Origin of the sequence: Brevibacterium sp. VCM10, from assembly GCF_000583215.1 — a bacterium.
Lineage (GTDB): Bacteria > Actinomycetota > Actinomycetes > Actinomycetales > Brevibacteriaceae > Brevibacterium > Brevibacterium linens.
This window is the reverse complement of the sequence record NZ_JAJB01000038.1, coordinates 1-13326: the sequence shown is the minus strand read 5'-3', so window position 1 is coordinate 13326 and position 13326 is coordinate 1. Positions and strand designations below refer to the sequence as shown.

The following is a 13326-nucleotide window of genomic DNA, read 5'->3' as shown; positions in this document are numbered from 1 at the left end:
ATCCGATAGCGACCTATTTTTTGGTACAGCGAGTCAGTCCCCAGGGCGACACTGATCGCATCCTGCCGCGACAGTCACCCTGCGAATCGAAAGGTTCACCATGACCGATGATCGATCTTCCCACCGCCGGTCTGAGACCGGCCGGGCGGCGTTGGACGCGGCGCTCGGGCACATCAAACGCCCGGAGTTCGCCACCGATCTGCTCCAGATCGCCAAGGGCGTGCTCGCCGCGACCGGCGCCTGGTGGCTGTCCAGCACGGTCTTCGACAGTCGGATGCCGTTCCTCGCTCCGTGGACGGCGCTGCTGACCGTCCACGCCACGGTCTACAGGTCGCTGTCGCGAGGGGTGCAGACGACCATCGCCTCGGCCATCGGCGTCGGCATCTCCTTCCTCATCGGCAGCTACCTCGGTGTCAGTCTCTGGACCTTCGCTCTGGCGATGTTCGTCGGTCTGGCCGGAGCCAGACTCTCCTGGATCCGTGACGAAGGGGTCGCGATCGCCACGACCGCGATCTTCATCCTCGGTGCCGGTTTCGATTCGCAGCAGCCGCTGCTTGCCGACCGCCTCCTCGAGCTCGCCCTCGGCGTGGGCGTCGGCATCGCCGTCAATCTCATTGCGCTGCCGCCCTTGCGCGACCGTCAGGCGGAGCGCTATATCGACAGCGTGAATCGGCAGATGGGTGAGGTGCTCATCGACATGTCCGACCAGTTCACCCATTCGTGGGACACGGAATCTGCCGAGACCTGGTTCGAGAGGACCGAGGCGATGAGCCGAGAGCTCAACTCAGCCTGGCAGACCGTGCGATTCGCCCGCGAGAGCCGCCGTGTCAACCCGCGAACGGCGATCGGGGTGAGGAGGCAGCGCCGGTCCCCCACCGCCGACTCGACCGAGAAGGAGGGCTTTGAGAGCATCCTGCTCAGGGCCGACGAAGGCGTCTCGCATCTGCGCAATCTCGCTCGAACGCTGCGCGAGGCCTCAGCGTCGGAACGCGATTGGGACGACGCCTTCCGCACGGAATGGGCGGCGATCGTCGCCGATGCCGGCCGGTCGATCGCCGACCCGGATGCCGAAGTCAGTCCGATCTACGATCGCCTCGAACAGCTGTCGACCGGCATCTCTGAGGACAGGAGACTGTCGACGACCTCGTGGCCCATCTACGGTGCCCTCATCACGAGTCTGCGCCATATCGTCGTCATCGTCGATGATGTGGCCTCGGCTCGCAGTGCACGCGAGACCACATGAGCCACTCAGGCGGGCACGCCGCCCAGCATGCTGGCGATCAGCCCGAGAACTGCCAAGGCTGCCACGACGAATACGATCACACGTTTGCGCATGGTCCGGATTCTACCGTGGCACACCGGGCCGCAGTCGAGTCCCGGCGCCGCTCCGGCGTCACCACGGGTTGGCCTCCTGCCAGCGGGTGAACCAATAGCGGTCGCCCTGATAATGCGACTTCTCCGGCGTGCACCCTGTCAGATCCGAATGCTCCCCCAGCCACGTCCGCACAAGCGGCATGACCTCGTCCAGACGCTCGACCCAGTCGTCGAGCGGCAGCAGCAGAACCGAACCGTCGTCGGAGGTCAGGCGGCACGAATAGTTCGGCAGACCCTCGGTGATCTGCGAATGCGTATACCTGATCTGATCACAGCCGGTGGTGAGGTAGAAGCGGATGAACTCACCGCAGACATAGGAGCACAGCGTTTTGAAGTTCCGGTAGCGGACCATCCACGCCGGAGGATCATATTCAGACATGTGTTCTATTGTAGGGGAAAGGCGCTCGGGACGACGCCCCTCGCTCTGGCTGAACGATGGGTCGACTGTGGTCGACTGCTTCTCAGCTGCGGCGGGAGCTTGAGCGGATGAGGATGAGCGCGAGGATCACGCACAGCACGTAAGTGATGCCGACGGTGATCCAGCCGAGGACGAAGCCGCCGGGTGAGCCGACGATGATGCCCATGATCAGCGGGCCCAAGGCGAAGCCGAAGAACATTCCGGCCGTGACCATGCCGCTGGCCGAGACCATCGACGATGCCGGAATCGCGCGCATGAGCGCGGCCATGAGCACCACCGAGACGCCGAGCGCGGAGATGCCGTGGAAGGCCACCGCCACCCAGACGAGCAGAGCCCACCCGGCCGCGTCGGCGAGGAGGAACAGCACCGCACCGGCCAGGGCGATGAGGGCCAGGACCAGCAGCAGGCGAGGGCCCGAAGCGCCCTTGGCCATGCGCCTTGCCCAGGTGACTCGGGCGATGACGCCGATGACGCCGGCCAGTGCGGCAGTGGCGCCGCCGAGGACGAGGGAGAAGCCCATCTCGCGCACGGCGAAGAGCGGTATGTACACGTTCGTCGCCTGCACACCGATGCCGTTGATGAGCCCGAACAGCGCCAGGGCCCACACCATGCCGGGGTGCTTGGCCGGACGGGCGGGTCCCGGTTCGGGATCACGGCGGCCCGCCTCGACGGGCGTGTCGGTCGGTGCGGTTGGGGTGGGGTCGGCCGCCTCGGCGGGGGTGTCAGTTGCGGGTTCAGGGGCGTCGGTCGAGGGTTTCGGAGCGGTCAACAGCGGGGTGGTGCGCAGGGAATACCAGGTCATCGCGAGCAGGATGAGCGGGATGATCGCAACGGTGAGTGCGGCGCCGCGCCACCCGATGCCGAGTGCGAGGACGGGGAAGGCGACGCTGGCGACGAGCTGGCTGACCTGGACTCCGGACTGTTTGATGCCGACCCAGCCGATGCGTTTGGTGTCGGGCACGCGTTCGAGGAGGATCCGGTTGGTCACGCCGTTGGGAAAGGATTGGGCGATGCCGGACAGGGCGGCGGCCACCAGCAGCAGCCAGAATCCGTCGGGCACGGCCACGAGCAGAAGGGCGAGTGCGGCGAGGACGAAGATGAACGCCATGAGCGAGAGGTCGGAATGCCGGTCGGCGAGGCGGCCCAGGGTGGCGTTGCCGATCGCGGCGGCGCCGAAGCAGGTGGTGGCGAGCAGACCGAAGTGGGCTTCGGAGATGCCGAGCTCGGCGATGATCGAATCGCTCGTGGCGCTCAGCCCATAGAGCATGATCGGCCCGGCGGCGACGGCGCCGAGGAGGACGGTGAGCAGACCGATGCCAGGGGTCTTCTGATCCGGGTTCCGGCCGTGGTCGGCCATTGCTCACCTCCTGTCGCCGGCATGCGTCAACTCAGCATGCTAGCCGGAGGCGGACGGCGGTTGGTGGGGTGTCTCAGGTGCGGCGATGCAACCGCGGTGGCACGGCGCTACGGGGGCAGAACGGGCGCGGGTCCGACTCAGCCTTTCGACCGGCGCACCGAGGACCGGTAGGCCAAGGCGATGTCGATGGCGAGGATGCCGGCGCCTCCGACGAGGACGGCGAGCGCCACCGCCACCGGGTGCGGTTCGTTCCAGGCCAGCAGTCCACTCAGCACGGAGGCGAAGATGATGATGAGCGCCCCGTTCCGGAGGCGCCTGACCAGGTTGGCCTTCTCATCCGAGTTCTCAATGGCCTGCAGCGTGTAGGTCATCGTCACTCCATCTCGGTCTCGGCATCCCCGCTGTCTACGTTCGTACGTTCGAGCGGATGTGATGCGCACTCGGCTGTCAGTCGTGCCGTCCTTTGGCGCACCGTTAAAGCGCGCGCCGGAATGGCACCGTCAGCCACACTAGCCCCGAGTTCGCGTCGAAAAGGCCACATGAAGAAATTGTTGAATGTTGCAAAACTTTGGCAATCACCGTCCTGCCGCGCGGACTCGCGGTAGGCGATCGGTGGCTCGCTGCTAACGGGCGGCTGATCGTTATGGCTGCGTTATCGAATTTGACAACGAAACTACGGGGCCGCCTCGGCGAGGTCAGGCCACGCGCTCGGGGTACGAGTACGCGTTGAACTTGCCCTTGCGGTTGAAGCCGATGACACTCACTCCGACGTCCTTGCCGTAGTCGACGGCCATCGCCGAGGGGGCGCTGACGGCGGACATCATCGGGATGCCGGCCATCGCGCACTTCTGAACGAGCTCGAACGATGCCCGCGCGGACACCTGCAGCACGGTCTGGCGCAGCGGCAGGCCCCGGTTGGCCATGGCCCAGCCGATGACCTTGTCGACGGCATTGTGCCGGCCGACATCCTCACGACCGACGAGCAGCTCGGGTTCGACGTTCGGATCGTCACCGACGGCGAAGAGCGCAGCGGCATGGACCCCACCGGTCTTGTCGAAGATCTCCTGCGTCTGCCGCAGTCGATCGGGCAGCTCACCGATCCGAGCCGCGGAGAGCAGCTGCGGGAACTCGTACTCCCCCTGGTCCTCGACATGAAAGGCAGCGGGGATGAGAGGGAACGCGGAGGTCTTCGTCACGGCATCGGCGGCCGCAGTTCCACAGATTCCACACGAGGATGAGGTGTAGACGTTGCGGGCCGGCGCCGTCTCGGGATTCCAGATCCCAGGAGCCAGACGCACCTGGGCCACGTTGTAGTTCCGGCTGCCGTCGGGGGCGAGTCCGGCGGAGAAGTTGATCTCTTCGATATCGTCCATCGAGGTCACGACCGCTTCGGAGAGCAGGTAGCCGGCGATGAGTTCCACGTCGTGCCCGGCGGTGCGCATGGTCACGGTGTACTGCTCACCGTTGAGTTGGATCTCCAGCGGCTCCTCCCCTGCCAGGGAATCCGGGCCGGCCGAGACCTCACCAGTGGCGTCGAACTTATAGACCCGTGCCCGCACGGCCTTGCGCATCTGCATGATCTCGTTCCTCTCTCAGACCCGCGGACCGTGGTCGGTGGTGTCCTCGACGGAGGTCTGAATGTGCTCGAGGAGGTCGTCGATGACGGTGATTCCGTCCTTGACCCCGCCCTTCGAACCGGGGAAGTTGATGACGAAGCTGCGTCCCCGCACTCCCGCGACTCCGCGGCTCATCACCGCCGAGGATGTTGATTCGAGACCCTTGCGCCACATCGCATAGATGAGGCCCGGGGACTGGCGTTCGAGGAGTTCGGCAGTGAACTCCGGAGTGCGATCGTCGGGAGCGAGCCCGGTACCGCCGCTGGTGACGATGATGCGAGGGCGGTCGGCTTCCGGAGTGTCGACGAGGAGTTGCTTGAGTGCGTCACCGACGGGTTCGCCGTCGCGGACGACGATGGCATCGGGCGTCTCATAACCGCGGCCGCGCAGCCAATCGACGAGGATCGGACCAGTCGTGTCCGCGGCCTCTCCCCTGGCCGCCGAGGTGGAGGCGATGATGACCGCAGCCTTGCGTCCCACTCCGAGGAGTTCGCTGTTCTCTCCGCTCACCTATCTGCCTTCTTCCCAGTTCAAGTCCAATTGCGCCCGTGGGCCGCGCATCCGGTACGTGCGCCCGCTCGCGGTCTCTGCGCTCACCCGCGAGGCACAGTCTTTGCCTCTATTGTCCCACTCCGGTCGGGGATGGCCAGAGACGGCACGACCCCGGGCGGCTTTCCGAGACGACGTCCGTTTCACCCATCTGGTGCCACTTGTTCAACCACTACAGACATTCACCTTCAAGACTGCCCACATCTCACCCCGTGCAGCCCGGGTAATGTGAGGGCGAAACACGTCGCCCACAACGTCAGCGGCCACTACGCAGTCAGGAGAAGGAGAAGCCGTGGAAGACCTGAGCCTGAGCACGCTCATCTGGCTGCGCATGGCTCGCTTCGTCCAGAACAGCAACCAGCTCTCGAACCAGCACCTGCGCCAATTCGGGCTCACCGTCGCTCAGTTCGAAGCCCTTGCCCATATCCGGAATTTCGAACCCATCACCCAGTCCGAACTCGCCGCAGGACTGACCGTCAGCGGCGGGGGGATCTCCCGCATGCTCGCCCGCCTCGAGTCCGAGGGCCTGATCGCCCGCGAACAGGACTGGAAGACCAAACACATCTCGCTCACGGCCAAGGGTCGCGACCTCCTCGAGCGCGCGTTCCCCTCGCAGCAGAAACAGCAGGCGTCTCTGTTCGACGATTCATTGAGCGAGGACGAGAAGGTGCAGCTGCACGCGCTCATGAAGAAGCTCTACGACACCAGCCGGAAGCGCGGCGAGAACTCGCGGGAATAATCCCGCCACCGTCTCAGTTGACATGGCAAATGACATTTCCGTCGCCGTCGCGAGGAGACACCTTGAGCGAGTCCGCCCAGCAGCACAACGCCCCACCGCAGCACTCCGGAACAACTGAATCCCAGCCATCACAGCAGCCGAACTATATGCACGAATTCGGTCTCGACCGAGGCCAGGGACTGCAGTTCGGGATCTACAGCCTCGGCGATCATCTGCCCGACCCGCACGACGGATCACGTGTCGACGCGGGCCAGCGCATCCACGAGTTCATCGGCTACGCCCAAGCCGCCGAGGCAGCCGGGCTCGACTTCGTCAGCCTCGGCGAGAGCCATCAGGAGTTCTTCGCCTCGCAGGCCCATGCCGTCATCCTCGGCGCCATCGCCCAAGCCACGGACACCATCCGGATCGGCAGCTCCTCGACGATCCTGTCGACCTCGGACCCGGTCCGCGTGTTCGAGAACTTCGCGACGATCGACCTCATCTCCGGCGGCCGCGCCGAACTCGTCGCCGGTCGCGCCTCCCGGGTCGGCCTGTTCGAACTCCTAGGCTACGACCTGCGCGACTACGAAGAGCTGTATGAAGAGAAGCTCGATCTGCTGCTCACAATCAACCGCGAGAAGCGAGTGACCTGGTCCGGTCAGTTCCGGGCACCGCTCAACGATGCCGAGGTCCTCCCCCGCCCCACCGGGCAGGCGCTGCGCATCTGGCGTGCCGTCGGCGGAGCGCCGGCGAGCGCGGTGAAGGCAGGACTGGCCGGGGTTCCCATGGTCATGGCCCACCTCGGCGGGACCACCTCGGTGTTCAAGGGCACCGTCGATGCCTACCGTCGCGCGGCCGCTCATGCCGGATTCGATCCGGCGACCCTGCCGATCGCCACGGCCGGATTCTTCCACGCGGCCGAGACCTCGCAGGAGGCGCTGCGGGGAATGTATCCGCACATCAACGAGGGGATGAAGCGCACGAACGGACAGGGCATGCCCAAGCAGCACTTCGCGCAGAGCGTCGACCCGGCGTCCATCGCGAACATCGGCAGCCCGCAGCAGATCATCGAGAAGATCCTCCACCAGCATGAGGTCTTCGGCCATCAGCGCTACCTCGCGCAGGTCGACTTCGGCGGGATGCCGTACGCGGAGGTGATGAAGCAGATCGAGATCATCGGCACCGAGATCCTGCCCGCCGTGAAGAAGTACACCGCCACCGCGCCCGCGGATTCGCAGACCGAATCCGCCGGCTCTGCTTTCGACTCCGCCGAGGAGGCCCTGTCATGAAGCTGGTTCTGCTGTCCGGGTCGAACGTCGGAACGAAGACCCGGACCGTGATCGATCACCTCGCCGAGGCGGTCGCCGCCTACGACCCCACCATCGACGTGAGCGTCATCGACCTCGCCGAGGTGGACATGGTCTTCGCCGACGGTCGGAACTTCACCGAATACTCCGGTGATACGGGGCGGGTGGCCAGGGAACTCATGGCCGCTGATGCGATGATCATCGGCACCCCGATCTTCCAGGCGTCGATCCCGGCGGCGCTGAAGAACGTCTTCGATCTGCTGCCGACGAGCGCCTTCCTCGACAAGGTCGTCGGCGTCATCGCCACGGCCGGTTCGTCGAAGCACTATCTCATTCCGGCCCAGCACCTGCTGCCGATACTGACCTACATGAAGGCGCAGGTCGTCCAGCCGTACGTGTTCGTCGGCGAGAGCGACCTCCATCGCGGCGAGATCGTCAGCCACGACGTCCTGCAGCGCCTCGACCGCCTCGTCGAGGACACGATCGTTCTCACCCGCACCTTCGCCTCGATCCGAGAGGAGCGGGACGCCGCCTACGGGTTCTGATTTCGGGTTCTGAAGCGCCAGCCCTTCTTGAAGTGACCGCACCCGGCCAAAACGGCACCGTTTAAGTTGAATAGCACGGTTTCAAATATGGGCTATCCAACTCAAACTGTGCCGTTGCGGCCGGTGCCCCAGATCACCGGATTTGCCGGGCCAGGCGGGCCTGGATAACCTGAAATCGGAAGGAACCAGTCGGGACGACCCGGCTGAGTGAGACTCACGATGAGGACGGCCTCAGAGACAGGAAGACCTTTCATGACCGCCGCCCTCCGTTCAATCATCACGCCGACCGCAATCCTGCGACTCGTCCTCGGCTGGGGCGTATTCATCGCCCTGCAATTCATGGGTTCCCTGCTTGCCCCGCCGGTCCCCCTGCCGCTGCTCGTGACCGCACTCGTGGTCATCATCGCGGTCATCCTCATCTGCGCCTTCGGAGTCGTCACCGAAGCCGAACACTTAGCGGACCGCCTCGGCGATCCCTACGGCTCGCTCGTCCTGACGATCTCGATCTGCCTCATCGAGGTCATCCTCATCGCCGCGGTCCTGCTGGGTCCGGGCGATCACGCGACGATAGCCCGTGATTCTGTGATGGCGGTGTCGATGATCATCCTCGGCGCGGTCGTCGGCCTGTGCCTGCTCATCGGCGGACTCCGCCACGGTGCCCTCACCCACAACCGCACCGGCGCCTCGAACTACCTCGTCATGATCGTCGTCTTCGCTGCCCTCGCTTTCGCCGTGCCCGCCCTCATCGGCACCCCAGACGGCGCCTACGAGCTCTGGCAGGAGATCCCGATCATCGTGGTCACCGTCGGTGCCTACGTCTTCTTCCTCTGCCGACAGATGGGACCGCAGGCCCACGAGTTCACCGAGGTGGCCCCCGTCGGTGTCGCATCGGCGCGCGCCTCATCGACTGCCGGAACGTCGCACTCATCCGTCGCCGAGGCGGCCGACCAGTCCGAATTACGCCGTCCCCAGGAAGCCGGCCAGTCCGAATCACGCCGACCGGAGGCAGCCGACCAAGCTGACGACCCGTCTCAGGGAATCGTCGCGATCATCTCGACCCACCGTGTGGAGATCGCCGTCCGCCTGGCCCTCCTCGTGGCCATGGTGCTGCCGATCGTGCTGCTCTCCCATGACATGGCCTCGTTGCTCGATGACGGCTTGGGCCGCCTCGGCGCTCCGGCGGCACTGTCAGGAGTGGTCATTGCGATGATAGTGTTCCTGCCGGAGACGCTCACCTCTCTGCGCGCGGCGTGGAACGGGGAGATCCAGCGCGTGAGCAACCTCTGCCATGGAGCACAGGTCTCCACGGTGGGGTTGACGATTCCGACGGTGCTGGTCATCGGCATGCTCACCGATCAGCAGATCGTGCTCGCCGAGTCGCCGATCAACCTCGCGCTGCTGGCGATCACCCTGCTGGTCTCGATCATTGCGTTCGCGGGCAGACGCGTCACTGCCGTCCACGGAGTCGCGCTGCTCGTCGTCTTCGCGGTATTCGGACTCGCCCTGTTCGCATGAGCCGCCGGTACCATGCCGGAGATGGCCGTCGAGAAGTAGGCGCGGGCATCACGTCCACTTCGCGCACGGAGTCGGCGGAGCGCCTCAGCTTCCGGCCATCTCCCGCAGGGCGTTCTTGCGGATCTTGCCGGTCGACGTCGTCGGCAGCTCGTCGACGAATTCGACTCCGGCCGGTGCCTTGTAAGAGGCGATGCGGGTCTTGACGAACGCGATGAGGTCGGCTTCGGCCACCTCGGTGCCGGGTTTGAGAACGACGTAGGCCAACGGTCGCTGTCCCCACTTCTCGTCGGGCATTCCGACCACGGCCGCTTCGGCGACGGATTCGTGGGCAACGATGGCCTGCTCGACCTCGATGGTGGAGATGTTCTCGCCCCCGGAGATGACGATGTCCTTGGCGCGGTCGAGGATCTGGACGTACCCGTCCTCGTGCATCACGGCGAGGTCGCCGGTGTGGAACCAGCCGCCGCGGAATGCCTCGGCGGTGGCTTCGGGAGCGTTGAGGTAGCCCTTCATGACGTTGTTGCCGCGCATGACGATCTCACCCATCGTCACCCCATCGCGGGGCACGTCGGTGAGCACATCATCGGCGCGCAGTTCGACCACGCGCATGCGTTCGGAGCTGATCATGCCGATCCCCTGCCGGGATTTCAGCTTCGCGCGCTCCTCCACCGGCAGGCCGGTCCATTCGGGCTGCGGTTCGCACGAGGAGTACGGGCCATAGGATTCGGTGAGTCCGTAGACATGGATGACCTCGATGCCGAGGCCTTCGAGGAGGGCGATCGTCGTCGGCGACGGCGGGGCGCCGGCCGTGGTGATCGACAGCGATCCACCCAGGTCGTGGGCTTCCTCGGCCCCGGCGATCGTGTTGAGCACGACGGGAGCACCGGCCATCCGCGTGACCTTCTCCTCGTCGATGAGTCGCCACGCCTCGGGTCCGCGCACGGCGCGGATGCATACGTGCGTGCCCGACACCGCGGTCAGTGCCCAGGTCGTGCACCAGCCGTTGCAGTGGAACATCGGCAGCGTCCACAGGTACTTCGTCAGGGCCGCGAAGTTCTGCGTGACGACCTCGCCGAGCGAGTTCAGATACGCCCCGCGGTGGGTGTACATGACACCCTTCGGCCGCCCCGTCGTGCCCGAGGTGTAGTTGACGGTGATCGTCGCAGTCTCGTCCTCGACTTCGTAAGCCCGGGGTGTTTCCGGCGCCGAGGCGGTCCAGTCGGCATACGCTTCCACGTTGAGATCCGTCGCGGTGACCTTGCCAGGGGTTCCGTCTTCGTCGGGGTGGACGACGATGGTTTCGACCGCGTTCGCGGCTCCGGCGTCGATGACCGGCTGGAGGAGTCCGGCATCGCCGAAGAGGAACTTCGCCTCGCTGTGGCCGAGGATGTATTCGACCTCGGGCGGAGCCAGTCGGGTGTTGAGCATGACGAGCACGCCGCCGGCCAGCGGGACCGCGTAGTGGGCGATGAGCGCCTCGGCGCTGTTGGGGGCGAGCACCGCAACCGTGTCCCCGGCTTTGAGGCCGCGCTTGACCAGCCCTTCGGCGAGGTTCTGCACGGTCTCGGCCATCTGCCTGTAGGTGAAGCGACGGGGGCCGTCGACGATCGCCTCCCGGTTCGGGTGAGCCTCGAGCGAACGCTCGAGGAAGCGCAGCGGAGTCAGGGCGGTATCGAGTCCGGACATGGCAGGTCTCCTCATCGTCGATGATCGTGGCAGCCGTCGCCAGTAACAGCTGCGACGGTGTTCGACTTCAGACTACCGAGCGAGTGTGACCGCGTGCACACCACCCCCGCCGAGGCGGCCGAACGTCAGTGCGACCGATCCCTGTCCACGCTTCGGTTCCATGCGAACGTGAGCGTGAGCCCTCCGCTATTCGCAGCCGATTCCGTCACCATCCCGGTCGAGGTGCGAGCCGTACCCGGGGACACCTTCGCGAACGGGGGCTGCACCAGCTTCACGGGCGGCCGTGCAGTTCTCGAAGAACGTCGACGAGTTCGATGAGCCACCTGATGATCCGCTCGACGAACTGCCTGATGAGCCACTCGAAGTTCCGCTCGACGACGATCCCGAGCTCGAGGACTTCTGACCAGCAGGGCGGGTCTCTTCCTTCGTGGTGACGTTGTCACCGTCGCCGGGACCGGGCCAGTCCGCATCCTCGGTGAATGCGGGCTGGTCGTCGCATTTGCCGAGGACGCGTTGCATGGCATCCTTCTCGGCCGGGACCACCCAAAGATCGTATTTGTGTTTCACTGCGATCTGCCGGGCGACGTATTCGCAGCGATAGCTCTTGTTCGGCGGCAGCCAGGTCGCGGCGTCGCCGTCGCCCTTCTGTCGGTTGAGGCTCGAGCTCACGGCAAGCAGGTTGAGGGGATCGTTGCCGAACTCCTTGAACGTCTCCTCGTCGAAGTTGAAAGCGCCCGACTGCCACGCGTTCGAGCGGGCGACGACGTGGTCGATGTCGACGGCGTTCGCGCTGCGGTCGAAGTCGTAGGTCTCGCCGGCGTAGGGGTCGTCAAGTGTCCCAGCCAGGACGATGCAGCCGTGAGTTCTGGCCTTGACAGTGACGTCCGTGAGGTCGCGGCGGAGTACGTCGTTGCGGGTGTCGCAGCCGTTGTGGTCGGTGTCCGATCGCCATTTGAACAGGTCACCGTCGTAGCCGGTCTTCGGGGCCCGGCCCTTGACCGTGAGTTCGTCCAACATCGCCGAGGCGGTCCCCGTCGCTGCGCTGCCCGCATGGCCCTCACTTCCCCCGCTTTCGCCGTCGTCGCCGGCGCCGTCGCTGTCGGATGATGCCGGCGCAGGTGCTTCGGCGGATGACGTCGAGGCGTCACGGGTCGGTTTCGGGTCGGCTGTGCTCGATGAGGCGGTGTCGACGGTCGGCTGGGCATCCTCGGCGCATCCGGAGAAGAGGCCGAGGGAAAGGACTGCTGCGAGTGCCGCAAGTGTACGGCGTGAGGAAGGGAGCAAGTGCGTGGGCTTTCGGGCGTGCAGGCTCGCCGGCTCGGCGAGATGGTTCAGACGTGGTCGTGGACCGAGCCGGCGAAGCCGCTGCTCGATCCACTCAGATCAGTGTAGAGCCGGCGGTGCGACGATGACATACGGTCGGCAGGAACGTGTCCCTTTCGTTAGGTACGCGGCAGTCCCACCGGCGGGTGGGTGCATGATGGGAGGGAACGGTGAGCCGCCTCGGCGAGGAGGATTTTCGATGCGACATGATGAGGAGCGGCCGCGCACCAGCGGGTTCCTGGCAGACGGGACGGTGCCGGGGCACTGGACGCAGGTGCTCGGGTCGATGCGGGCGAATTCGTTCACCCACCTCTCGCTGGATGAGGTGCGCTCCGAGGCGACCCGACTGCTCATCACCGCACCCTCCCCCGAGGTGGCCCGTGCCTGCTTCGGGGAGATGCTCGATGCCTGCGGGGGCTCGGTTGAGATCGTCGGGCTCGACGATCTTGTGCCCGATCGCGTCCTCGCGGGGACGTGGGTGTTTCTGCCGCACAGACAGGACGGGTGGACGGATCTCGAGGACGCCTCGGCGACGCTGCGGGCGGCGCTGGTCAACGAGAACTCGTCGCGGGAGGCCGGCAACAAGCTCGTCCTCATGGAGTACGGGATCAACCTGTGGATGTGGGCCGAGCCACCGTCGAGCGGAGGCGACCCCGTCTGCCACGCCGGCGAGCTCATCAGCTGGGAGAGCGCGTGGGCGCTGGGCGCGAGCGAAGGCGAAGATGACACCGGGGGCGCAGAGCATGAACCGGGAAACAAAATGGACGCTGACAACAGCTCAGCAGCAATGCCGTTACCGCTGACTGCATCGGCCCGCCCGCCGATCTACTTCGGCCTGCCGCCCGTCCTCCGCAGGCGCCGCTGGGACAACTGAGCATATTCTCTGGCATACTCCTCGCCGACCGCTCACCTTAGCGT

General features: G+C 65.6%; 13 protein-coding genes. 6 read left to right on the top strand and 7 right to left on the bottom strand.

Features of this window, described 5'->3' with window-relative positions; all coding sequences use genetic code 11:
* The first annotated feature begins 100 nt into the window (after window positions 1–100).
* Window positions 101–1243: an FUSC family protein gene (locus tag AD89_RS0112000; RefSeq protein ID WP_025779187.1), complete on the top strand. Its 1143-nt coding sequence runs from the start codon at window positions 101–103 to the stop codon at window positions 1241–1243.
* Between the two features lie 150 nt (window positions 1244–1393).
* Here the strand turns inward: AD89_RS0112000 and AD89_RS0111990 are convergent, their stop codons facing one another.
* From AD89_RS0111990 to AD89_RS0111970, 5 genes are all read right to left on the bottom strand, one after another.
* Window positions 1394–1753, bottom strand: a complete 360-nt coding sequence (locus AD89_RS0111990; RefSeq protein WP_025779185.1) for a hypothetical protein — start codon at window positions 1751–1753, stop codon at window positions 1394–1396.
* Window positions 1754–1835: 82 nt separating this feature from the next.
* Window positions 1836–3149 (bottom strand): MFS transporter, encoded by a 1314-nt coding sequence (locus tag AD89_RS0111985; protein WP_025779183.1) that lies wholly within the window; start codon window positions 3147–3149, stop codon window positions 1836–1838.
* A 137-nt stretch (window positions 3150–3286) separates the two neighbouring features.
* Window positions 3287–3520, bottom strand: a complete 234-nt coding sequence (locus AD89_RS0111980; protein ID WP_025779181.1) for a hypothetical protein — start codon at window positions 3518–3520, stop codon at window positions 3287–3289.
* A gap of 324 nt (window positions 3521–3844) precedes the next feature.
* Window positions 3845–4726: a formate dehydrogenase accessory sulfurtransferase FdhD gene (gene fdhD, locus AD89_RS0111975; protein ID WP_025779180.1), complete on the bottom strand. Its 882-nt coding sequence runs from the start codon at window positions 4724–4726 to the stop codon at window positions 3845–3847.
* Window positions 4727–4741: 15 nt separating this feature from the next.
* A complete protein-coding gene (locus AD89_RS0111970; protein ID WP_051505237.1) occupies window positions 4742–5275 on the bottom strand; it encodes a MogA/MoaB family molybdenum cofactor biosynthesis protein in 534 nt (177 codons plus the stop codon).
* Window positions 5276–5606: 331 nt separating this feature from the next.
* Between AD89_RS0111970 and AD89_RS0111965 the strand changes: the two genes are divergently transcribed.
* The 4 genes from AD89_RS0111965 to AD89_RS0111950 all read left to right on the top strand — a co-directional run bounded on the left by AD89_RS0111965 (window position 5607) and on the right by AD89_RS0111950 (window position 9399).
* The gene (locus AD89_RS0111965; protein ID WP_025779175.1) at window positions 5607–6053 is read left to right on the top strand and encodes a MarR family winged helix-turn-helix transcriptional regulator; all 447 of its coding nucleotides are present in this window, start codon (window positions 5607–5609) and stop codon (window positions 6051–6053) included.
* A 62-nt stretch (window positions 6054–6115) separates the two neighbouring features.
* Entirely contained in the window at window positions 6116–7321 is a 1206-nt protein-coding gene (locus AD89_RS0111960) for an LLM class flavin-dependent oxidoreductase (RefSeq protein WP_197021754.1), read from the top strand.
* The gene (locus AD89_RS0111955; RefSeq protein ID WP_025779172.1) at window positions 7318–7884 is read left to right on the top strand and encodes an NADPH-dependent FMN reductase; all 567 of its coding nucleotides are present in this window, start codon (window positions 7318–7320) and stop codon (window positions 7882–7884) included. The genes AD89_RS0111960 and AD89_RS0111955 overlap by 4 nt, the downstream gene beginning before the upstream one ends.
* 252 nt (window positions 7885–8136) lie before the next feature.
* On the top strand, window positions 8137–9399 hold the full coding sequence (locus tag AD89_RS0111950; RefSeq protein ID WP_025779170.1) for a calcium:proton antiporter: 1263 nt from the start codon (window positions 8137–8139) through the stop codon (window positions 9397–9399).
* Between the two features lie 84 nt (window positions 9400–9483).
* Here the strand turns inward: AD89_RS0111950 and AD89_RS0111945 are convergent, their stop codons facing one another.
* Together AD89_RS0111945 and AD89_RS0111940 are read right to left on the bottom strand one after the other, a co-directional pair.
* Window positions 9484–11085 (bottom strand): AMP-binding protein, encoded by a 1602-nt coding sequence (locus AD89_RS0111945; RefSeq protein ID WP_197021753.1) that lies wholly within the window; start codon window positions 11083–11085, stop codon window positions 9484–9486.
* A 186-nt stretch (window positions 11086–11271) separates the two neighbouring features.
* On the bottom strand, window positions 11272–12369 hold the full coding sequence (locus AD89_RS0111940) for a GmrSD restriction endonuclease domain-containing protein (protein WP_025779167.1): 1098 nt from the start codon (window positions 12367–12369) through the stop codon (window positions 11272–11274).
* A gap of 238 nt (window positions 12370–12607) precedes the next feature.
* On the opposite strand from AD89_RS0111940, the gene AD89_RS0111935 reads away from it, so the two are divergent.
* Window positions 12608–13282 (top strand): hypothetical protein, encoded by a 675-nt coding sequence (locus AD89_RS0111935; protein WP_025779165.1) that lies wholly within the window; start codon window positions 12608–12610, stop codon window positions 13280–13282.
* Window positions 13283–13326 lie beyond the last annotated feature (44 nt).

Coding starts and splice junctions, on each gene's coding strand:
- AD89_RS0111985 (WP_025779183.1), bottom strand. CDS start 3,149: ATGGCCGACCACGGCCGGAACCCGGATCAGAAGACCCCTGGCATCGGT.
- AD89_RS0111935 (WP_025779165.1), top strand. CDS start 12,608: ATGCGACATGATGAGGAGCGGCCGCGCACCAGCGGGTTCCTGGCAGAC.
- AD89_RS0111945 (WP_197021753.1), bottom strand. CDS start 11,085: ATGTCCGGACTCGATACCGCCCTGACTCCGCTGCGCTTCCTCGAGCGT.
- AD89_RS0111950 (WP_025779170.1), top strand. CDS start 8,137: ATGACCGCCGCCCTCCGTTCAATCATCACGCCGACCGCAATCCTGCGA.
- AD89_RS0112000 (WP_025779187.1), top strand. CDS start 101: ATGACCGATGATCGATCTTCCCACCGCCGGTCTGAGACCGGCCGGGCG.
- fdhD (WP_025779180.1), bottom strand. CDS start 4,726: ATGCAGATGCGCAAGGCCGTGCGGGCACGGGTCTATAAGTTCGACGCC.
- AD89_RS0111955 (WP_025779172.1), top strand. CDS start 7,318: ATGAAGCTGGTTCTGCTGTCCGGGTCGAACGTCGGAACGAAGACCCGG.
- AD89_RS0111990 (WP_025779185.1), bottom strand. CDS start 1,753: ATGTCTGAATATGATCCTCCGGCGTGGATGGTCCGCTACCGGAACTTC.
- AD89_RS0111980 (WP_025779181.1), bottom strand. CDS start 3,520: ATGACCTACACGCTGCAGGCCATTGAGAACTCGGATGAGAAGGCCAAC.